Below are 21794 nucleotides of genomic sequence, written 5' to 3' on the forward strand. Positions count from 1 at the left end.
AAAATAACGAATTAAGTATCGACAGATTAACCAGCTCTGTGAGGCAATCAATTGAGTAATTCTTAACCCAGATATAAGCTTTTCAAATAACACAACGACAACAGGTGCTCGCTTATGCAAGAAAACTCAGCGCTACGGGCATTTGTAGCCGTCGCACGAACCGGAAGCGTTTCACGGGCAGCTGACCAGCTCTGCCTGACCCAGCCCGCCGTCAGTCTAAAGTTGAAGCAACTCCAGCAGCACTTAGGGCTAACTCTATTCTCCCGTCGCCCTCAGGGGTTAACGCTAACCGCCGATGGCTATGCGTTATTGCCCGCCGCAGAAAATGCCCTTGCCAGCGCCCTGGCCTTTGAGCAACGCGCTAGCGCTTTGCACAGCACCCTGCGAGGAAAACTAAAAATCGGCACGATTGTTGACCCGGAATTTATTCGCCTGGGCAAATTTCTCAGCCGATTGATGGCTCGCGCCCCTCAATTGGAAACCGAGTTGCATCATGGGATGAGTGGCAACGTATTAACGAAGGTAGAGCAAGGCGAACTAGATGTGGGCTTTTTTCTCGCCCCTCCCGGCGAAGGATCAGGAAGCGAAATCCTTGCTTGGCGTGAGCTGACCCACTTCCACTACCACGTAATTGCTCCAGCAGGCTGGGAAACCAAACTGTTAGATACTCGCTGGGAAGCCCTAGCCAAGCTTCCCTGGATAGTCACGCCCTCGGTCTCAGCACACCACCGGCTGCTAGAACGCGTCCTAACCCCAAGTGGCGCCACGCCTAATAGGGTTGCCCAAGTAGACCAAGAAGCTTGTATGCTTGATTTAGTACGTGCGGGAGTGGGTCTTAGCTTAGCAAGGGACGCGCTGGCAATGGCCGAACGCCAGGAAAGCGGTTTGGCTGTAGCCGAAAATGTCCGTCTACCCTGCGCCCTTAGCATGATATGGCGCAAAGAACGTGCAGCGGAGCCAACGCTCAAAGCAGCATTGGATACGTTAGACACAGTATGGCCTTATCGGCTGGGGTAGCGAATAGGTTATGTAAGGTATTAGCCCACGTTGCCACTAATCGACTCTACATTGAGCGATAACTCACCACGTCCATCGGAGTACCTACAATGACCCTATTTCACCTTCTTCGCCCCTTATCTCAGCCCTTAACGCTGTGTGTCATAGCGGCCGCAGGTCTCACCAGCACATCACTTCATGCCCAGTCTAATGCGGAAGCCACCTTTGCTGGCGGCTGTTTTTGGTGCATGGAACCACCCTACGATAAGCAACCCGGCGTCAGTGCGACTATTTCAGGCTATATGGGCGGCGAGCTTGAAAACCCCACGTATGAGCAGATTTCTCGCGGTTGAACTGGCCATGTCGAAGTGGTGCAAATTGCCTACGATGATAGCCAAATCAGCTATGAACAGCTGCTAGAGATTTTCTGGCGTAATATTGATCCTTTCGCTGTAGACCGCCAGTTTTGCGACAGCGGTGACCAGTACCGCTCAGCAATTTTCTACCACAATGACGAACAGAGGAAACTAGCAGAAGCGTCGAAAGCTGAAATGGAAGCACGCTTTGACCAAGCCATCGCGACTGAGATAGCCCCTGCCAGCGAGTTCTGGGAAGCTGAAGAGTATCACCAGGACTACTATGAAAAAAATCCACTGCGCTACCGGTTTTATCGCTTGAGCTGTGGTCGTGATGATCGCTTGGAAGAAGTATGGGGTGAAGAAGCAGGCGGCCCAACATTTCAGTAGCCCACCATAAACGTGCGAGCTTAACGGAACGTTTTTTACCGGTGACTGCCTTAGGGATAGCGCTTTAGTTAAGACGCTAACAATCAATTTGGGCAAAGCAGCGTTTTTTCTACTAGAGTGGAGAATCAGTATTAATAGACCAGTCGGCTAATAACGGGTCTATTCTTTAACGCCCCGTTGATCAAAAGATAGGAGATCTTATGAGCAACAGCATCACAACCGTTAACCCAACCACCGGCGAAACGCTTGAGACTTATGCGCTGATGGATGCTAGCCAAGCCAAGCAGATTGTCGAGGCCAGTCATAAGGCGTTTCTTGATTGGCGGCTCAAACCACTTGAACAGCGCGCTAAGGTGGTGAAAGCCATTGGCGAGGCACTTAATGCCCATAAAGAAGAGCTCGCCGAACTGATGGTGAAAGAAATGGGCAAGCTACCCAGCCAGGCCCGTCAGGAAGTTGAGCTTTGCGCAGGTATATGCGATTACACCGCAAAACATGGCCCCACTAAATTAGCTGACGAAAAGCGCAATCCCAGCAACGGCGAGCGCGGCATTGTCACTTACTCTCCCATGGGGGTTATCTATGGCATACAGCCGTGGAACTTCCCCGCTTACCAGGTAGTGCGTTACTCCATCGCCAACATTATGGCGGGTAACAGCGTGCTACTGAAACATGCTGAGAATGTCACTGGCAGTGGCCTACTGCTCGAAAAGATTTACCGCGAGGCAGGCCTACCGGAAAACGTTTTCCGCACGATCATTATCTCTCATGATGTATCTGACGAGGTGATTGCACACAAGGCGGTTCGTGGCGTCACCCTTACGGGTAGCGATGGTGCAGGTCGTAAAGTGGCGGCAAAAGCAGCCGAACACCTGAAAAAAACCGTATTAGAATTGGGCTCAAACGATGCCTATTTGGTTCTGGATGATGCTGACCTCGACGTTGCCGTCAAAACCTGCGTCACTGGCCGAGTGTTTAATACCGGACAGACCTGCGTGGCTGCAAAACGCTTCGTAGTGACCGATGCCAACTATGAAGCGTTCAAAGAGCGTTTTGTGGAAAAGATGAAGGCGCTTAAAGTAGGCGACCCCAGGTCAGATGATACCGATCTAGGTCCCATGGCCCGTGTCGATCTGCGCGATACTCTTCATGATCAAGTGGAAGAGAGTGTGCGCAAAGGCGCAAAAGTCTTGTGCGGTGGTGAAAAACCATCCGGCAAGGGCGCTTTTTATCCGGTCACTGTGCTGGATAACGTGACACCCGGCCAGCCCGCCTACGATGACGAGTTATTCGGGCCAGTCGCAGCGCTGATTCGCGCTAAAGACGATGAAGACGCAATGCGCATTGCTAATGACAGTCGTTATGGTCTCGGCGGCGGCATCATCTCTAAAGACGTGAAGCGTGCTACTGAACTTGCCAGCAAGTACTTTGACACCGGCATGGTCTTCATCAATGGCTTTGGCGTTGCTACCCCGGAAATGCCGTTTGGCGGCGTCAAAGATTCCGGTTATGGGCGTGAGCATGGCGGTTTTGGCATGCTTGAGTTCGTTAACGTAAAGTCGGTAATTGTTGTTAAAGAGTGAGGCGGTAAACGCTCAGAATCATAGGTCATAAAAAGAGCGCGCCGCTAGCTTTCAACAGGCTAGCGGCGCTTTTTTGTTGCTGATATTTTTATGGGTTCAAACGTTGTTCAGAGGCTCCGCGCTGCCAAAATTTCAGTATTAGTGCCATCACTCCCCACGTCACTAACGCCGCAATAACATCATCTAACACAATACCGAAGCCACCCTGCACATACTCTGCCAAATGAATTGGCGGTGGCTTCAGCGAATCAAAGAGGCGATAAACAACGAATGCTAGCGCCATCACCAACGGGTGGCGTGCTGCCTGTAGCCCAATAACCGCTAGCGGGAACGCCAAGTACTCATCAGCAACAATGCTGCCATGATCTAATCCTGCGTAATGCCAAGCAGCGACGTGGCAAACCGGCACCGCAAGTGCTAGCAGAACAGCGATAGTAACGCCCTGCTGCACCAGCGGTCGGCTTAACAACCACCATGCTAAGGGGATGCCCAGTAACGAGCCAACCGTACCCGGCGCGATCGGCGCTAGCCCCAGCCCAAAGCCGGTGGCTAGCCAAAAATTAATGGTATCTAACATTAACCTGCCTGCTGCGCCTGGCGTTCAAGCTCAGCGGCCATGTCAGGCGAGAGATTCAGTGCACTTGCCAATTGATCCAGCCAAGCGCGCTCCATGGGATTTTGATCATCAGTCACAGCAACGCTGATCAGATACATCTCACGGGCAGCCTGGGGGGAGTCGGCTTCACGGGCGAGTGCCTGTGCATCCAGCGGCGCGTTGAGCTGTTGCTCGACCCAACGGTGCATCTCCTGATCGGCACCTAGCGCGTCGATTTGCTCCGTGATGAGCGCCTGTTCTTGCTCATCAATATGACCATCAGCCCTTGCGGCCATGATCATTGCTTGCAACAGCTCGAGGCTACGCCGCTCTTGATACTCACCGCTAAGTACTTCTACCCGTTCGCCCTCGGATGTATTTTGAGCAGCATTAGACGAGTTAGCACCCTTTTTCCCTTCCTGGGAGCTTTGCCATGCTTTCCAGGCTAGCATGCCCACTCCAGCAATTGCGCCGTACTTGAGCGCTTTACCGCCCATACTACGACCACGTTTAGAGCCAACGAGCAGCCCCATTGCGCCGCCACCTAATAGGCTCTTCATATCAAAACCGCTAGAGCCGCCCCCTTGTCGCGAACCTTGGCCAGCGCTACTGCTGCCACCGCCTAGCTGGCGCGACAGCCCATCAATAACGCCTCTAACATCGATACCGTTTCCGCTGTTTCCACTACTGTTTCCACTACTTCTGCTACCGCTGGCCTGCTTCATCAACTGTTGTAAAATCTTGCTTGCGTTCATCCTTGCACTCCTAAGTGGATAGTATCTCTAGGGCTCGCTAGACGATTAACTTCCGTTATAAAACATGCTGTATGAACGCAGCATGAATTAACGCCACCCCAGGCATTAAAGAAGCGCGCCCTTCACTTCCACCGAGCTACCAAGTCGGCTGGCACGCACTTCAACACGGACAGGCATTTGCTCTTTGAGTTCGCTGACATGCGAGATGATCCCAATCATTCGCCCACCCATTTGTAACTCACTGAGCATGGCAATCGCTTGGTCTAATGCATCCTGATCAAGGCTGCCAAAGCCCTCATCAATAAATAGCGTATCCAACTGAATACCGCCTGCGTAGGCCTGCACCACATCAGAAAGACCTAGCGCCAACGCCAACGCCGCCATAAACGACTCGCCGCCAGAAAGCGTCGCTACCGAGCGACTCTTTCCGGTGTAGGTATCGGCCACGTCTAATTCCAATCCCGAGGCTTTATTGCCCTTGGATGGGTCTTCACGTCGCACCAACTGGTAGCGCCCGCGGCTCATACGCACCAGCCGTTCAGACGCCTGAATCAGTACGTCGTCTAGTAGTACTCCCAGCACAAAACGCTGCAAGCTAATGCGGTTACCGGTGCGCCCGTTAGCCACTTCGCTGAGCGTTCCCCACACCCGATATTGGGCTTCAAGCTCGGCCTGGGCCGCACGGGCAGCGGTAAGTTTCTGGCGAACACCCTGCAACGTATTTAACCGCTCATCTAGCGCCCGCCACGCATCGAGTTGAGTATGCTCCTCCGCTTGGGCGGCTTCAGTGAGTGTGGCGAGTGCGGCGAGATCTGGCGGCGTTTTTTCGGCCAGCTGGGCGTGGTAATTGTGTAGCGCGCCGTCAAGTTCAGCCAACCGGCGTTGATAGGCCTCTACCTGGCGAGCCAGGGCTTGCCGTTGGCTATCCTCTAGCTGAGCCGCCTGAAAAGCAGCTTCACTTTCAAATGAACTGGCCTGTAACGCCGTTTGCCACTCAGCCTGAGCCTGTTTAAGCGCTTGCTGGTTACGCGCCAGCTGTTGGTTTGCGCTGCGCAGCTGCTCTTCTGCCCGCGCCTGCTGGGTTTCGCTCGTCGAAAGCACCTGCTGTGAACGCTCCCAGACCTGTTCAAGCTCAGCAATTTGGTTATCAAGTTCAGTGAGTGTTTGGCGCATGGCCAACGGGTTACGGGCATCTTCTGGCAGCGATTGACGTAATTGATCGCGCTGGCTCTCTAGCCGTAACGCCTCCTCTTTGGCCTTTTCAACCTGAGGCCGTTGGGCTTTGAGCTGTTTGTCTAACGCGCTCCAATCCCGGCGATGCTCGTCACGAGCAGCGTTTTGCCGGTTAATCTCACCCTGGACATGCTTGTGACGCCCGACCTGGCGGCGCAATTGTTCGCAGGCCTGTTGCAGCTCAAACGGCGGCTGGCTGGCCCAAGCGCCTAGCTGGTGAGTAAGGCGCTGCTTCTGCTCGGCGTTGTAGCTAAGCTGCTGTGCTAGCTGTTGCTCCTGACGCTCGGCGGTTTGGAAGGCGTGGCGGGCCTGCTCCTCAACTGAGCGGGCTTCTTCTACCTGCGCTTGGGTAACGATATCAGCATGCTGAACCGCTGGGGATGGGTGTTCAAGGCTGCCACACACCGGGCAAGGCGCGTCCTCTTCCAGGGTGAGCGCTAACAGTGCGGCTTGCCCTTGGTGCCAGCGCATCTCTTGCTCCGTTGCGTGGCGCTTAGCCTGTTCTGCTTCGCTGCGCCGACCTTTAAGCGCCGCCGTTGCCTGCTGTTGTTGAGCGACAAGTTCACAACCCTGCCGCATCAGCTCCTCCAACTCCTGTCGCTGAGCTAGCAGGCTCTCATGACGGCTCAGCTCTGCAGGGGCGCTGGCCAACTGCTGACTTTCCGTTTGTAGCTGCTCAAGCGTAACGCTTAGCGCTTCACCATGCTGACGAATACCGTCTAATTGAGCTTCATCACGCTTAAGTATGTCATCGGCTTGCTGCCAAGCGGTTTGTGCCGCTTGCCAGTGCGCTTCAAGCTCACTTAACTGCTGGCTTTTGTGGATAAACTCGCCCAACTGACGATGGCGCTCGCGAAGTGCAGGTAGTTCGGTCTGGCGCTGGCGTGCCGCTTCAAAGGTACGTTTGGCTTGTTCAGTATTCGTACGTTGGGTAGTCAGCGCGGCATCAGCCTGTCGCTGCTCTTCCTGGGTGGTAGTGAGTGACTGCTGCGCTTGGACTAACGCAGCACTGTAAGGTCGCAGCGCTTGAGCGTGGTCGCTTTGGGTCAAGCGGCTCTGAGAGGCCGTTATTTGCGCTTGCTGCTCAAGGTGGCGTGCTTTCTCTGCGGCGAGGCTGTCTCGCGCTTCAAATTGGCGCTGTAACGCTTGGGCTTCATCTCGTCGCTGTTCAGCACCACGGCGCTGCTGCTGAGCGGTTTCAAAACGCTGACGCGCTTGCCCTACTTGCGGGGTTAGCGCCTCTACTTCTTGCGCTAATGCCGCTTCGCTTTCCAGCTCGCCCCCGGCCAAAATGCCGCTGATATGCTGGCGGTGATCATTCACCGCTCGCTCTATTTGATTCGCCTGGGTACGCAGGCGCTCTTCAATGCGCTGAAAAATCTGGGTTTGAAATAGCTGGGAAAAAATTTTCTCGCGGTCTTTCGATTCCGCTAATAACAGTTCACGAAACTTCCCCTGGGGGAGCACCATTACTTGGCGAAATTGATTAGCATCCAGACCTATTAACGCGTGCAGCTGGCTGTTGGCATCGGTGACCTTACGCGCCACCAAACATTCATCCTCATCACCTTCCGGGGTCAGCCGCCACAGCTGGGCTTCAGCGCTTTGTGTGGTTGTGCCTTCACCAGTCGCCTTGGGGCGCTCCTGCTGGGGCACTCGGCGCACTCGGTAAGCACTATCGCGCAGGCGAAAATCCAAGCTCACCTCGGTCAATAAGGTAGCAGCAGCTTGGTCGCAGCGCATTTGGCCGGCATCGCGGTCATTACCGGTGGTTTGGCCGTAAAGCGCAAAACAGATGGCATCTAATATCGAGCTTTTCCCTGCGCCAGTGGGGCCGTTAATCAGAAACAACGGGCTTTTGCCCAGCGCAGTAAAGTCGATCGTTTCGCTGCCTGCAAAGGGGCCAAACGCCTGCATGGTGAGCGTTAACGGCGTCATGACTGGCTCTCCTGCTCACGGCTTAGGACGGTGATGAGTTCGCGCATGGCACTGGCCTGCTCATCACTCATGTTGCCCCCGCTGGTTTGGGTAAAAAAATCACTAAACATATCCAACGCGCTGAACTGCAGCCGTTCGCGATCTAGCTGCTGACGTCCTTGGGCTTCCAACATGCCGGGCTTTTCTAAATGCAGCACGTTGGGGTAGACCTCGCGCAGCTTCCCCATGGGGTCAAGAATCGCGTGACGGTCGGTCAACCGAACGAGTAGATAGTCATCGGTTTGGGTATCGGTTCTGCCTTGTGCTAGCAGCTCGGTCAGTTCGCCTTCCAGCACACGCACCTCTCGGCGCGGCGTCAGCGGGCGGTGTTCGATCTGGATCACGCCCTCGGGGCCAATATCCACCAGCGTGACGCCTTTGCGCTGGTTAGCCTCTGAGAAACTGTATTTAAGCAGCGAGCCACTGTAGCGAATATGATTACCGCCGCGATATTGCGGCCCATGAAGATGGCCTAAGGCGACATAGTCAAACAACTGCATCGGCTCCCAAGCAACACTTTCCGCTCCCCCCAAGGTTAACGGTCGCTCTGAATCGCTGGCACTGCCGCCATCCACAAAGCAGTGGCTCATAAGCACAGTAGGTCGACCCGCTTGGCGCTGGGTGTTGATACGTTCGACTAAGTAGCGGTGGGCGCTGTCGAAATCGCGGACATCCACCGAAAACTGGCTGCGTACATACTCTGGGTCAGCGTAGGGAATACCGAACACATCCACTTCTTCCCCATTAATCGACAGTGTCACGGGGTGATCGCAGGCGGATAGATCAGACAAAATATGCAGCCCTGCTTGGCGCAGGTGGCGCGCCCCGAAGCCGAGTCGCTCAGCGCCGTCGTGGTTGCCGGAAATCATAATCACCGGTAGGCCACGCTTTTCACACAGCTCACCAAGCACCTCATCTAACAGCGTGACGGCGGCGGATGGCGGCACCGAACGGTCGTAAATATCGCCTGCAACCAGCACAGCATCCACCGCATCGCGGTCGATAATATCCAGTAGCTGGTTCAGTACATGGCGCTGGTCTTCCAGCAGAGAGAGGTTGTGAAACAGCCGCCCTAGATGCCAATCGGCGGTATGAAGTAGTCGCATGGCAGGCTCAACGCAAAAAATATGCCCCATCATAGCAATCTGCATTCCAAACTGTCCGTCACGCAGCACAAAAAGCTATCTACCAAAGCTATTTACCAAAGCTCCCTGCAAAAAGCCCCGCACATGGCGGGGCTGAAGCAACAGTAGTGGCTGGCTGTTAGTCGCGGAACGCGTCCGGATAGGTGGTTAGATCGATTCCCCACATGAGGGGCAATAAGAAATAAACTGCCGCAACGATAAGCAGCAGTGCGAAAATATTTAGCCAGAAGCCGTTACGTACCATTTCGATAATTTTGATTTTTCCGGTCGCAAAAATAATCGCGTTGGGGGGCGTGCCCACCGGCAGCATAAAGGCGCAATTCGCTGCCATGGCCGCAGGTACCATTAGTACGAAAGGATGGATATCCAACGCCAACGCCAGTGAGGCAAGCACCGGAAGAATCATCGTGGCCGTTGCTGTATTGGAGGTAATTTCGGTCAAGAACAACACCATTCCAGCGGCAAGCAAGATCACCAGCAAGAAGTTAACGCCTTCCAACACGCTCATCTGACCACCAATCCAGGCAGCTAAACCAGAGGAACCAAAACCAGCAGCAATCGCCAAGCCACCGCCAAATAGCAGCAGAATGCCCCAGGGTACGTCTTTCGCAATATCCCACCCCAGCAGGCAGCCGCCTTTATTTGGTGAAGGAATTAAGAACAGCGCAATCGCCGCCACAATGGCAATCATTGTGTCGTTAATCCCTGGGATGGTGAGTATTTGGCCTTGCCACAGGAAAGAACGGGTAATCCAGAAAAACGCCGCTAACAGGAAAACAACCAGCACGGCTTTCTCTTCAAAGGTGATCTTTCCCAGCGCAGCCTTTTCCTTTGCAATGAGCGCCTTACCACCCGGAAGGTTGCTAAATTTAATCGGGTAAATAAAGCGTGTCAGCATTAGCCAACCAATAAACAGCAGTACCACAACGACCGGAAAAGCAAACATCATCCAACTGGCAAAGGTAATTTCAACACCAAACAGTTCATTCACAATCGCTGCCAGAATGATATTGGGAGGCGTACCAATCAGGGTACCCAAACCACCAATAGTACCGCCGTAACCAACGCCAAAAATCAGCGCTTTACTGAATTTATCGATGTCTTCGCTATGATCACCATCGCTCTTACTCAGCTCTTGTGTCACCTGATACACAATCGCAGTGCCAATAGGCAGCATCATCATAACCGACGCCGTATTGGATACCCACATCGACAAAAAGCCAGTGGCCGCCATAAAGCCGAACACAATACTGTTAATACTGGTGCCCAATACCGAAATAATAGTGAGAGCAATGCGCTTATGCAGATCCCACTTTTCCATCGCTAGGGCAATCATAAAACCGCCGAGGAAAAGGAAGATAATAGGGTTGCCATATGCTGCTGTCACCGCACTACTCTCAAGCGCCCCAGTAATCGGCAGCAATACAATGGGCAGTAGTGACGTAACAGGAATAGGTATCGCTTCGGTAATCCACCACACGGCTACCCACAGCGTGGTAGCAAGCACCATGCGGCCTTCTAGGCTTAGTTCCGCAGGGTGAAAAAACAGCAGAACAAAGGCAAACAGTAGCGGCCCTAGCACTAGCCCAACTTTTTGAGCTTTCGTATAGGCAGGTGGCTTTGGCGGCCTGCTACCCGAGTGTTGTTGCTCACCTGACGTAGTAGAGGGTGAGCGTCCAGCACCGGAGGTTGGCAACGCACACATAAGTAGGTTTTTGACTTGGTCATGGGAGTGCCAAAGCGACTCCCAGAGTGTCATTGTGGCAGTTCTGCGCATTATCAAAGTACCGCTCGCAGTCAGGTGATCGAAAGGGAGCTTCTCTTAGCAACCCCCTATGGCGTATTAAAACCAGCCTAGCTGATTTTTTGGTGCCCTTTATTCACTGCAGCCAAGTATTAGTCCAGCGAATTGACTAAAATTACAACCAAAGTCTAACCACTTTAGTCGAAATTATTAGCCAACACTTATGTGACATTGCTGCTTTATCACGGTAGGTTTGAGACGCTTTCCAAGGAGGTACTAACGTGCTCGACCGTTTTACTATGCCGTTGACCCATCGACCGCTTGCCAGTATGGCTCGGCATCTCAACAATAAGCAGATTACCCCTGACGAAGTTACCTTAGTCGCTTTTCTAGTAGGTATGAGCGCGCTACCGCTATTAGCCTTTGAATATTATGTTTTGGCACTGATAGCGATTTTATTGAACCGCCTTGGTGATGGGCTAGATGGTGCACTTGCCAGGCTAAGCGGCCAGCAAAGCGATGCGGGTGGGTTCATTGATATTGGGTTAGATTTTGTCTTTTATGCTGCGGTAGTACTGGGATTCGCGCTGGCTAACCCTGCGCAAAATGCGCTGCCAGCAGCGGTATTGCTATTCGCATTTATCGGCACAGGGACATCATTTTTAGCCTTTGCTATTGCGGCGAAAGCACGCAATGTTGAACGGCCAAACTTTCCACAAAAAGCATTTTACTATTTAGAGGGGTTAACCGAAGGCACAGAAACCGTTATCGCGTTAGTACTCTTCTGCTTGTTTCCTCAGTATTTTCCATGGTTAGCGGGTCTCTTTGCAGCCGGTTGTCTAATCACGACTGCCACGCGGCTATGGGGAGGCTATTGGACCCTTCGTTAGCACTTACGTTAGCCCTTCGACGGTGACGCACGCAATGTGCGCTATCGAACCGACAGCAGCGAACGTTAAGCACATCGTCCTGATAGAAAAGCATTGTTTTAAGAGCTGTGCTGTACACATTCATCAGGATGTAACCCGTGACTCTTTTTTTTCAGACGCCTTTATTTCGTCGTGTGCGCCAACACAAAGCTTCTTTAACATTGTGGAGTTCTTCCACGCCAGTACGTGAAGAGTTGTTTAGTGCAGAACGGCTTGAACAGCACGCGGGTAGTTTAGCGCTGGCGCAAGTTGTGACTGCAAGCCCTCTCAAAGTAGTGTCGTTGACGCGCCGTCTAAACGATAATGCTCGCGTATTACTTGCCGCTTACCGCGCTTGCGCTGTCACACTGGCAGAGGGTCGAGATGTCGTTCCAGCCGCCGCTTGGTTACTTGATAATTATCATCTTATCGAAGCACAAATTCGTGAAATACGCGGTGATCTTCCGCCGGGTTATTACCGACAGTTACCAAAGCTTGCAGAAGGTCCCTTTGCGGGCTATCCACGCGTATTTGGTATTGCATGGGCATTTATCGCTCATACCGATAGCAATATAGAACTCGCTAACTTACGTACATTTATTAAAGCTTATCAACGCGTACAGCCACTAACAATCGGAGAGTTATGGGCGGTCGCGATAACGCTTCGTATTGTATTAGTTGAAAATTTACGTCGACTTGCCGATCAAATTATTAGTGAACAAACGGCGCGCGATGCCGCGGACACACTTGCGGCCAGATGGATTGCTACTGAAAATGACTCGGTAAACAACGAATCGGCTAATAGCGTCTCGACAGATAGCTGCTCAATGGATGAGGGCTCAATTGATCATCAATTCCCTTCTTTTACGTCTCAGAAAACACCACTGTCGGCGCCTTTTATAGCTCAATTAGCCAAACGTTTACGCGGCGTTAACCCCCATACCAATGCACTGGCCTGCTGGCTTTTCGAGCAGCTTAATCGCCAGGGCGAATCCATCGATGATGTCGTGCAAAGTAACCAACAGCGCCAAGGTGCTGCGAACGTTACTGTGCGAAATATCATTACCAGTATGCGTTTTATTTCTAGCACCGATTGGGCTGAGCTTTTCGAAAGTGTCAGTTTGGTAGACGCAAAATTACGCGAACACAGCCGTTTTGCGCAGTACGATTTTTCAACACGTAATCAGTATCGCATTGCAGTGGAAGAGCTCGCCCGTGGCTCAGTCTATAGCGAGTTGGAAGTCGTTGATCATACGCTAACGCTGTCACGAGAAGCGCTGCCACTTACCGATGATGTCCATGAGGCAGCACGAGTCGAAGACCCCGGTTATTTTTTAGTGGCAGCGGGTAGGAATACGTTAGAAGAACGCCTTAACTATCGCCCGCCATTGAAACGGCGCTTTCGCCAGCTGCTGTTGAAAAATGGCATCAATGGCTACGTCATAATGCTGACAGCGACTACCGTCGCTTTGATGGTATTGGCAGGGTGGTTGCTGCTATCAATGCATTCAGGCGAGGTGTCGTCACGTTGGTTATTGTTGTTGGCAGCCCTGGGTATCCTGCCCACAATTGAGTTCGCTACGTCTATCGTCAATCGTTTCTTTATTTATAATATTGGCGCTCAGCCACTGCCTAGCCTAGATCTTTCCAAAGGTGTTCCCCCTTCTCTTCGTACGCTGGTGGCAATGCCAACGCTATTGACCAATGAAGCCGACTTAAAAGAACAGCTTGATCGGCTTGAGGTGCACCACCTGGGTAGTGATGGCGGTGCTATTAGCTATGCACTCTTAACAGATGGTGTTGATGCCCAGCAGGCAGAACTAGCCACCGATGAGGCACTGTTGAGCATTTGTGAAAAACGCATTGAGGAATTAAACAAACGCTACTGTGCTTCCAGCCATGAAAAGCGCTTCTTCTTACTACACCGCAACCGTGTCTACAACGCAGGTGAACAATGCTGGATGGGATGGGAGCGCAAACGGGGCAAGCTTCATGAGCTCAATAAACTGTTACGTGGCGCGACGAACACGACCTTCAGAACCCCACCTTCCCTGCCAAGAAATGTGCACTATATTCTTACGCTGGACGCCGACACACGCCTGCCAAGAGGAGCCGCCAGCAAGCTGGTTGGCAAAATAGCCCACCCGTTAAATCATCCTCGATTTGATACGCAGCAAAGACGGGTAGTGGAAGGCTATGCAATTTTGCAACCACGCGTCACTCAATCAATGCCTACAGGCGAAAGAGGCTCTATTTATCAACAGCTCTGCTCTTCTCCAGGCGGCATTGATCCTTATGCCGCCGCCATTTCAGATCTTTATCAAGACCTCGTCGGTGATGGCTCGTTTGCGGGGAAAGGTATTTATAATATTGATGCCTTTGAAGCATCACTAGAGGGCCGTATCGCTGAAAACAGCCTACTAAGCCACGATATGTTTGAGGGCATTTTTGCCCGTGCGGGATTGGCATCAGATATTGAAGTCATAGAAGACTTTCCAGACCGTTATGATGTGGTGGCCAAACGCCAACATCGCTGGGTGCGAGGAGATTGGCAGTTACTCCCTTGGCTACTGACAGCCTCGTTACCACCTTCAGGGCGCTTGAAAATACTCGGCAATCTACGCCGATCGCTGCTCCCCCCGTTACTGTTAGCCTGCCTTGCGGTGAGCTGGCAACTGCCTGTCATGATGGCCGTTGTCAGCAGCTTAATGGTTATTATGGTCATTAGCATACCGGTCTTACTGTCGTTAATAACGTCGTTCGCTCCGCTGCGCGCAGGCGTCAACCTTCGTTACCACTTCCAACAATGGAGGGATGAACTGACGCTGGGATTGAAACAAATTTTACTGCAAGTAATGTTTCTCCCCGACCAGGCTTGGCGGATGCTAAATGCCATTGCTAGCACCCTGACACGCGTTTTTATAACTCGCCGCCATTTATTAGAGTGGACATCGTCTGCCCAAACGATGAAATGCCCCCACCTGACCGTTTGGGGTTTTTATCGGCACATGGCGCCCGGTACATTACTTGGCATAGCCATTGCCTTCGGTGCGTTATGGTTTAACAGTAGTGTTTGGCTAGTGGTCTTGCCGATCGCACTACTATGGATAGCAGCGCCTGTGCTGGCAACTTGGCTAAGCAGTTCAGTTAGTACTGCGAACCAACCTCTACTAGCAGAAGAAACCGCCCGCGAGTTTCGGCTAATTGCACGTAGAACCTGGCGCTACTTTGAAACCTTTGTAACTACATCAACCAATCTACTGCCGCCCGACAATTTTCAGGAAGAGCCTCAACCAGTTATCGCCCAGCGAACGTCACCGACCAATATGGGCCTATACTTGCTGTCGATACTGGCGGCGCGTGATTTTGGCTGGATCGGCAATTTCAACGCGCTAAGCCGTATAGAAACGACACTTGCCGTCATGCAAACCCTGCCCCGCTATCGTGGTCACTTCTTTAACTGGTATGCAATCGATGATCTGCGTCCGCTAAACCCCAGGTATGTATCTACTGTCGATAGCGGCAATCTTGCTGGCCACCTCATTACCCTCGCCAACGCTTTGGAAACCTGGCAGGACACGACATTTCAACCTGATCCTCGCCAAGCACTAGCCGATACATTGGCGTTGGCAATCGAAGCACTTAAATTTGAAGAACTTAAGCGCGCTTCTCAATCAATAGAAAAATCCCTACCCACTAAACCGCTCACTGAACAGCTTGAGAAAGTCGCCACTCTATTATGCGAAAATAAAACGTCGTCATTAGACTTGGAAGCCCTCACCAAACATACAAAACAAGCACTTAGAACAGCCAGTGACCTGTTTAATGATCATAGCGATCGCCATGGTGAAGATGACAATAAAGGGGGTAATAAAAATAGGGGCAATGATGTTGGCGAAGATGTGGTTTTTTGGGTGGCAGCACTGCACAAAACGGCTACACAGCATAGCGGTGACTACAAAAACAACACAGTCGCCAACGGTGCATATGAAGAGCGGCTTCAGCAACTGGCCAGTAAAGTGCGACGGCTTGCCCTCAGTATGGATTTTGCGTTTCTTCTCAACCCTGAAAGGCAGTTACTGTCGATCGGCTTCTCGCTAGACGACGTCAGTCTGGACATCAGTTGTTATGACCTGCTGGCGTCAGAGGCACGGCTAGCCAGCCTGTTTGCCATTGCCAAAGGCGATGTAGCCACTCGCCACTGGTTCCGATTAGGGCGCGCTGCCACCCCCTTAAAAGAGGGTGCGGCAATGATTTCCTGGTCAGGCTCTATGTTTGAATACCTGATGCCGTCGCTGATAATGCGCGCACCCGCTGGCAGCCTACTGGAGCAAACTAACCGCTTAGTAGTTAAACGCCAGGAAACATACGCCGCACAGTTTTCAGCGCCTTGGGGTATTTCTGAGTCGGGGTATAACGCACGGGACATAGAGCATACCTATCAATACTCCAATTTCGGGGTGCCTGGGTTGGGGCTTAAGCGTGGTCTATCGGCCGATTTAGTAGTCGCGCCATATGCAACGGGCTTAGCGGCAATGATAGACCCAGAGGGGGCCTTCAAAAATTATCGACGCCTTGCAGAAATGGGCGCGCTAGGACGCTATGGCTACTACGAAGCGCTAGACCTGACCCGTTCACGGCTCCCCAAAGGTGCCAAGCTGGTGATTGTGCGCAGCTACATGGCACATCACCAAGGCATGACTATCGTTGCCATCGCTAATGCGCTCCACCGTGGACAGATGCGCCAACGCTTCCACCGCGAACCAATGATCCAAGCGAGCGAGCTATTGCTTCAAGAGCGTATTCCACGGGATGTGGCTATTGCTCACCCCCGTGCGGAAGAGGTGAAATCAACCGCTAGCCAAACGATCAACGAAGCACAAACCGTGCGCCATCTATCAACCGGCGTCAACGGACCTCCGGTGACTCACCTGCTCTCAAACGGCAACTACTCTGTCATGTTGACCGCAACAGGTGGCGGCTACAGCCGATGGCACAATCTTGCCATAACTCGCTGGCAACCAGATACCACACGCGATCACTGGGGAAGTTTTATTTTTCTCCGCGATACGCGACGCCCAAGCGTTTGGAGTGCAACAGGACAATCACTGGAATCACATGCCAGTGCTAATGACGACGACAATCACGTGTTATTTGCTGAAGATTATGCCCGCTATGTCCATCGGCACGAATCTATTGCCAGTCACTTAGACATCCTGGTGTCTGGGGAAGATGACAGCGAAGTACGCTTGCTAACACTGACCAACAGTGGACGCCAGACCTGCGACATTGATGTTACGACTTATGCAGAATTAGTACTCACCACGCCGAGTACCGACAACGCCCATCCTAGCTTTGCCAAAATGTTCGTTGTTACTGAATACCTTCCAGCATTCAATGCGTTAGTTGCCACCCGTCGGCGGCGAGACCCCAGCGAAGCGCAAGTATGGGTAGCTCACTTCGCCGTCGTAGAAGGCGATACTGTGGGAGATTTCCAATATGAGACCGACCGCGAGCAATTTATTGGCCGGGGCAACCGTATTTCCACAGCGACGGCGCTTGCTGAAGGCCAGCATTTATCAGGCACGGTAGGGAGTGTTATTGACCCTATTTTTGCATCGCGCTACTGCCTGCGGATCGCGCCAGGTAAAGCCGCCCGAATCGCTTACTGGACGGTCGTTGCTGGCTCACGCGAGGCGCTGATGGATCTCATTGATAAACATCATGATGTTAGCGCCTTTGAGCGAGCAAAAATGCTCGCCTGGACTCAAGCGCAGGTGCAGTTACGCCATTTGGGCACTCAGCCAGAGGAGGCCGCCGACTTTCAGCGGTTAGCTGCCCCACTGCTCTATCCAGACGCACGCTTTAGAGCACCTCAGAAAGCCATTCAAAGCGGCGCAGCTCAACAATCGCTGCTGTGGCAACACGGGATCTCCGGCGATTTACCCATCGTATTGCTTCGAATTCAATCCACTGACGACTTGCCACAATTGCATCAATTACTTCGCGCCCATGAGTATTGGCGCATGAAACGTCTCGAAGTCGATGTCGTCATCATCAATGAGCGTGCATCTTCTTACATTCAAGATCTACAGCAGGCCATTGAAGCCACGATTCTCAGCAGTCAGGCAAGACCCCGACTTCACAGTGGCTATGCCCAGGGAACGGTTTATGCCCTACGCGCCGACTTAGCAAGCGCCCAGTCACGCTCTCAGCTTCACTCGATTGCTCGCGTGGTGCTGATAGCGCACCGAGGATCAATTGCCGTTCAGCTGTCTATTATGTTGTCCCAACAGAGCACCGCGAAGCCTCCGCTTGTTATTACCAAACGTGCACTCCCCCGACAGTTGATAGATAAGGCTCACAATCCTCACCAGTTTAAGCGGCCTACACTGGAGTTTTTTAATGGTTGGGGCGGGTTTGCAAAGCAAGGACGAGAGTATGTCACCATCTTAGAAGCAGGCAGCTCAACGCCTGCGCCATGGATTAATGTGATTGCCAATCAACAGTTCGGGTTTCAAGTATCAGCAGATGGCGCTGGCTATCTATGGGCAGATAGCAGCCGAGAAAACCAGCTGACACACTGGAGTAATGATCCCGTTATTGACCCAAGCGGTGATGTTATTTATGTCCGGGATGAAGAGACGCTAGCGCTTTATACGGCAACGGCAAGCCCGATTCGTGATTCAGGCCGCTACGTTGCGCGTCATGGCTTTGGCTATAGCCAATTTGAACATCAGAATGACGAGCTTAGCTTAGAACTGTTGCACTTTGTGCCGCTGGATGCCCCGTTGCGCATCTCACGGTTGAGACTGATTAATCATTCAAATAAGACGCGCAAACTCTCTGTGACTGCTTATGCAGAGTGGGTTTTGGGCACGTCGCGCAGCGCATCAGCTCCTTTCCTTATTACGTCACAAGCACCAGAAAGCGGTGCGTTGTTAGTTACCAATCCATGGAATGCCGACTTCCCAGGCCGAGTGGCTTTTCTCGATATTGGCGAACCACCTACCCAATGGACTGGCAATCGCAGCGAGTTTATCGGTTATGGAAAAAACCTGGCCGAACCGGCTGGGTTACGCTGTAAAACGCCGCTTTCCGGCACGTTAGGCGCGGGACTAGATCCCTGCGCCGCTCTTCAGCGTCCCGTGACGCTAGCCCCAGAAGGAACAGTCGACATTATAGTACTGCTTGGTCAGGGTGGCTCCAATGACGACGTTGCGAGGCTGATTACCCGTTTTCGTGATGCTGATATTGATGCCGAGCTTGCCAACATTCATGACCATTGGAATACGCAGCTCAATGCCATCCAGGTCAAAACACCTGATCAGGCGATGGACATCATGCTAAATGGCTGGCTGCTGTATCAGACCATCGCCTGCCGTTTAACGGCTCGCTCAGCGTTTTACCAAGCCAGCGGCGCCTATGGCTTTCGCGATCAGTTGCAAGATTGCATGGCATTGACGTTTAGCAACGCCGCTACAACGCGCCAGCATTTACTGCGAGCAGCTTCACGTCAATTCCCTGAAGGCGATGTACAGCACTGGTGGCTGCCACATTCCGGACAAGGTGTGCGCACGCGCATCTCTGACGACCGGGTTTGGTTGGCTTACGCTTGCGCGCGTTATATCGCAACAACCCATGACATAGCGGTGCTTGATGAGCCGGTGAGTTTTCTAGACGGTGCACGGTTGTCATCGCATGAGCACGAACATTTTTTCCAGCCAACCACCTCTCTAGAAACCGCCCCACTGTTTGAACACTGCGCACGTGGACTGGATATCACCCTTTCGCAACTGGGTGAACATGGTTTGCCGCTGATAGGCGGTGGGGATTGGAATGACGGTATGAACCGCGTGGGTGCTGGGGGCAAGGGAGAGAGTGTGTGGCTAGGCTGGTTGCTGCTTAAAACACTTCATCAATTCGCGCCAATTGCCGAGCAGCGCGAGGCCCAAGCCTGCCACTCAGATGATCCTCAACGCGCCGTTCGTTGGTATGAACATGCTCACGCGCTACGCATAGCGCTTGAAGACAGCGCTTGGGATGGCCAGTGGTATCGTCGAGCTACTTACGACAACGGCATTTGGCTAGGCAGCAAACAAAGCGATGCATGCCAGATTGATTCCATCGCCCAATCATGGTCGGTGCTTTCCGGCGCCAGCGACCCTGAACGGTCGACGCTCGCGATGCACTCGCTGGAGCGCGAACTCATTCTGCACGACCCGCAGTTAGCGCTGCTTTTTTGGCCTCCTTTTGATCATCCTAAGCAGGACCCTGGTTATATAAGCGGCTACCCGCCAGGTATGCGCGAAAACGGCGGACAGTATAGCCATGCATCAATGTGGGCAATTTTGGCCTTTACCCAACTGGGTGAAGGTGACAAAGCCCATCAGCTATTTACACTGCTTAACCCCATCAACCATGCCACCACCACGGAAGCGGCTACCCGCTATCGTGTTGAGCCTTATGTGGTGGCTGCTGATGTGTATTCCGTGGCTCCCCATGTGGGCCGAGGAGGCTGGACATGGTACACCGGCGCCGCCGGTTGGATGTATCAAGCCGGTATAGAGGGTATTTTAGGCATTCGCCGGGAAGCTAGCTGGCTGGTGATTTTTCCATGCCTGCCAGCGAGCTGGCCGTATTTTACTGCTGACATTACCCTTGACCAATCGCACTATCATATCAAGGTGAACAACGCGCAAGCTTCTCCAGCGACATTAAGTCAGAATCTCTTAAGCCAAGCCCTCACTGCAACACTGGATGGCGTTTACTTAGCAGAAACGGAGGTTGGCATGCCCATTCGAGTGCCCCTAGATAGTCAGCAGCATCAACTAGACATAGTTATCCGGCAGTGCGCACCTACATGATGACGGTGGGATGACTGATTATTTAATTTCTTGTATAACTTTCGTGAATTTATTTTTTACTCAGTGAGCAGCTAGGTGAGCAACTAATCTACACTCACCTACCATGAAGACGGTGCTTTAATAGACCTAATTAATTTTTTGAAACATTTCTAATTTGCGATTGAATCTCTCGGAACAGTGTATTAGCCTCGAAAGGTACAAGAGGCGTACAAAAGAGCGCCGAGCTTAATACAGCACAGTATTTGTAATCGTTAGCATTCGAAACCGTTAGCATTCACAAGGAGTCGTGGCATGCAACCTAACCAGTTAAGCGATATTTCCCGAAAAGGCCTCCAACTGGCCATTCAAGAGATCAGGGAAGAAATGTTTGATACCCCGGAATGCGATTACACCATCGCCAAACTGCTTAGCCATTGCGGCAAGTTTGAAGCAGCTGAACATCATATCGACGAAATGTTGTTGAAGTGGGGTGTATCTCCAGAGGTAACTCGTCTGACCGAGCAGGCCTACACCGATCTAGTGACATTTAGTGCTGATAGTACCGAGTCATTATCTTCTAGCGTGATAAGCCGCCGTCCCAATGCCGAAGTGGTTTCTCAAATACCGGCTATTGCTTAAGCAATAGCGACGTGCACGAAACAAAACGGCTCGCCCCTATCCCGAAGCATTATCAGCGAGGTCGCTGTTGAGAAGGGGCAAGCCGGTCAACATTTTTAGTCTAAATTATCTAACGTCACCACTAGATCTTGAGTTGATACGTCTACATTCCAAAAAGTGTAGCTATCATCTTCTTCATCGACTAAACGAATATCGAAGATAGGACTGTCATAACCCGTAATCGTCACCCGCTGAGTACCACCATCCATCAGCACGTCATTGCCGAGCACATCCTCTTCCCAGCTTTTCGAATCTGCAGGGCTTACGTACATATAGTAGAGGGTATAACCCGTACGATTAGTAATATCTACGTAATAGTCGGCGGCCATGACAAGCGACGAACTACACAGCATCAGCAGTGCAGCGAATAACACGTTAATGCGCATTGATAAACTCCTGGTTCTTTTTCTTTTTGAGAGAAGCAGTTGATCACATTGGAGGTGTCACAGAGAGCAAGGCCTAGCGACTTGCGCAGTATATCGCTAACCACTCATTTAAGTGAGCGCTTTGAAGAGTTTTTGGCACGCTACGCCGCATCATGCTCACAGCTGGTAGAATATTGCCCCTTTCAGGCACGTCCACGGCCTA

General features: G+C 52.2%; 11 protein-coding genes and 1 pseudogene. 6 read left to right on the top strand and 6 right to left on the bottom strand.

Going from position 1 to position 21794, the window contains the following annotated elements; genetic code table 11:
- Positions 1–114 precede the first annotated feature (114 nt).
- From B6A39_RS13825 to B6A39_RS13835, 3 genes and pseudogenes are all read left to right on the top strand, one after another.
- Positions 115–1017, top strand: coding sequence for a LysR family transcriptional regulator (locus tag B6A39_RS13825; protein ID WP_083006629.1), 903 nt, complete (start codon positions 115–117; stop codon positions 1015–1017).
- An 89-nt stretch (positions 1018–1106) separates the two neighbouring features.
- A pseudogene (gene msrA / locus B6A39_RS13830) lies at positions 1107–1742 on the top strand (peptide-methionine (S)-S-oxide reductase MsrA).
- Positions 1743–1942: 200 nt separating this feature from the next.
- Positions 1943–3325, top strand: a complete 1383-nt coding sequence (locus B6A39_RS13835) for an NAD-dependent succinate-semialdehyde dehydrogenase (RefSeq protein ID WP_083006630.1) — start codon at positions 1943–1945, stop codon at positions 3323–3325.
- 88 nt (positions 3326–3413) lie between these two features.
- Here the strand turns inward: B6A39_RS13835 and B6A39_RS13840 are convergent, their stop codons facing one another.
- The 5 genes from B6A39_RS13840 to B6A39_RS13860 all read right to left on the bottom strand — a co-directional run bounded on the left by B6A39_RS13840 (position 3414) and on the right by B6A39_RS13860 (position 10789).
- Entirely contained in the window at positions 3414–3902 is a 489-nt protein-coding gene (locus B6A39_RS13840) for a phosphatidylglycerophosphatase A family protein (protein WP_083006632.1), read from the bottom strand.
- Positions 3902–4675 (bottom strand): tellurite resistance TerB family protein, encoded by a 774-nt coding sequence (locus B6A39_RS13845; RefSeq protein WP_083006634.1) that lies wholly within the window; start codon positions 4673–4675, stop codon positions 3902–3904. The genes B6A39_RS13840 and B6A39_RS13845 overlap by 1 nt, the downstream gene beginning before the upstream one ends.
- Positions 4676–4780: 105 nt before the next feature.
- Positions 4781–7846 carry an AAA family ATPase gene (locus B6A39_RS13850; protein ID WP_083006636.1) on the bottom strand — a complete coding sequence of 1022 codons (3066 nt, stop codon included), beginning with the start codon at positions 7844–7846 and terminating at the stop codon, positions 4781–4783.
- Positions 7843–8991, bottom strand: a complete 1149-nt coding sequence (locus B6A39_RS13855) for an exonuclease SbcCD subunit D (protein ID WP_083007916.1) — start codon at positions 8989–8991, stop codon at positions 7843–7845. Before B6A39_RS13855 ends, B6A39_RS13850 begins: the two co-directional genes overlap by 4 nt.
- Before the next feature lie 157 nt (positions 8992–9148).
- Positions 9149–10789, bottom strand: a complete 1641-nt coding sequence (locus B6A39_RS13860) for a DASS family sodium-coupled anion symporter (protein WP_083006637.1) — start codon at positions 10787–10789, stop codon at positions 9149–9151.
- Positions 10790–11055: 266 nt separating this feature from the next.
- Here B6A39_RS13860 and B6A39_RS13865 point away from each other — a divergent pair, with 266 nt between their 5' ends.
- The 3 genes from B6A39_RS13865 (at position 11056) to B6A39_RS13875 (ending at position 21167) form a co-directional block, all read left to right on the top strand.
- Positions 11056–11664, top strand: a complete 609-nt coding sequence (locus tag B6A39_RS13865) for a CDP-alcohol phosphatidyltransferase family protein (protein ID WP_083006639.1) — start codon at positions 11056–11058, stop codon at positions 11662–11664.
- A gap of 137 nt (positions 11665–11801) precedes the next feature.
- Positions 11802–20549: a GH36-type glycosyl hydrolase domain-containing protein gene (locus B6A39_RS13870; RefSeq protein WP_083006641.1), complete on the top strand. Its 8748-nt coding sequence runs from the start codon at positions 11802–11804 to the stop codon at positions 20547–20549.
- A gap of 291 nt (positions 20550–20840) precedes the next feature.
- A complete protein-coding gene (locus tag B6A39_RS13875) occupies positions 20841–21167 on the top strand; it encodes a hypothetical protein (RefSeq protein ID WP_083006642.1) in 327 nt (108 codons plus the stop codon).
- A 95-nt stretch (positions 21168–21262) separates the two neighbouring features.
- Here the strand turns inward: B6A39_RS13875 and B6A39_RS13880 are convergent, their stop codons facing one another.
- On the bottom strand, positions 21263–21592 hold the full coding sequence (locus B6A39_RS13880) for a hypothetical protein (protein ID WP_083006644.1): 330 nt from the start codon (positions 21590–21592) through the stop codon (positions 21263–21265).
- Positions 21593–21794 lie beyond the last annotated feature (202 nt).

This window comes from Halomonas sp. GT, assembly GCF_002082565.1.
GTDB lineage: Bacteria > Pseudomonadota > Gammaproteobacteria > Pseudomonadales > Halomonadaceae > Vreelandella.

Coding starts and splice junctions, on each gene's coding strand:
- B6A39_RS13845 (WP_083006634.1), bottom strand. CDS start 4,675: ATGAACGCAAGCAAGATTTTACAACAGTTGATGAAGCAGGCCAGCGGT.
- B6A39_RS13875 (WP_083006642.1), top strand. CDS start 20,841: ATGCAACCTAACCAGTTAAGCGATATTTCCCGAAAAGGCCTCCAACTG.
- B6A39_RS13850 (WP_083006636.1), bottom strand. CDS start 7,846: ATGACGCCGTTAACGCTCACCATGCAGGCGTTTGGCCCCTTTGCAGGC.
- B6A39_RS13880 (WP_083006644.1), bottom strand. CDS start 21,592: ATGCGCATTAACGTGTTATTCGCTGCACTGCTGATGCTGTGTAGTTCG.
- B6A39_RS13840 (WP_083006632.1), bottom strand. CDS start 3,902: ATGTTAGATACCATTAATTTTTGGCTAGCCACCGGCTTTGGGCTGGGG.
- B6A39_RS13860 (WP_083006637.1), bottom strand. CDS start 10,789: ATGACACTCTGGGAGTCGCTTTGGCACTCCCATGACCAAGTCAAAAAC.
- B6A39_RS13835 (WP_083006630.1), top strand. CDS start 1,943: ATGAGCAACAGCATCACAACCGTTAACCCAACCACCGGCGAAACGCTT.
- B6A39_RS13855 (WP_083007916.1), bottom strand. CDS start 8,991: ATGCGACTACTTCATACCGCCGATTGGCATCTAGGGCGGCTGTTTCAC.
- B6A39_RS13825 (WP_083006629.1), top strand. CDS start 115: ATGCAAGAAAACTCAGCGCTACGGGCATTTGTAGCCGTCGCACGAACC.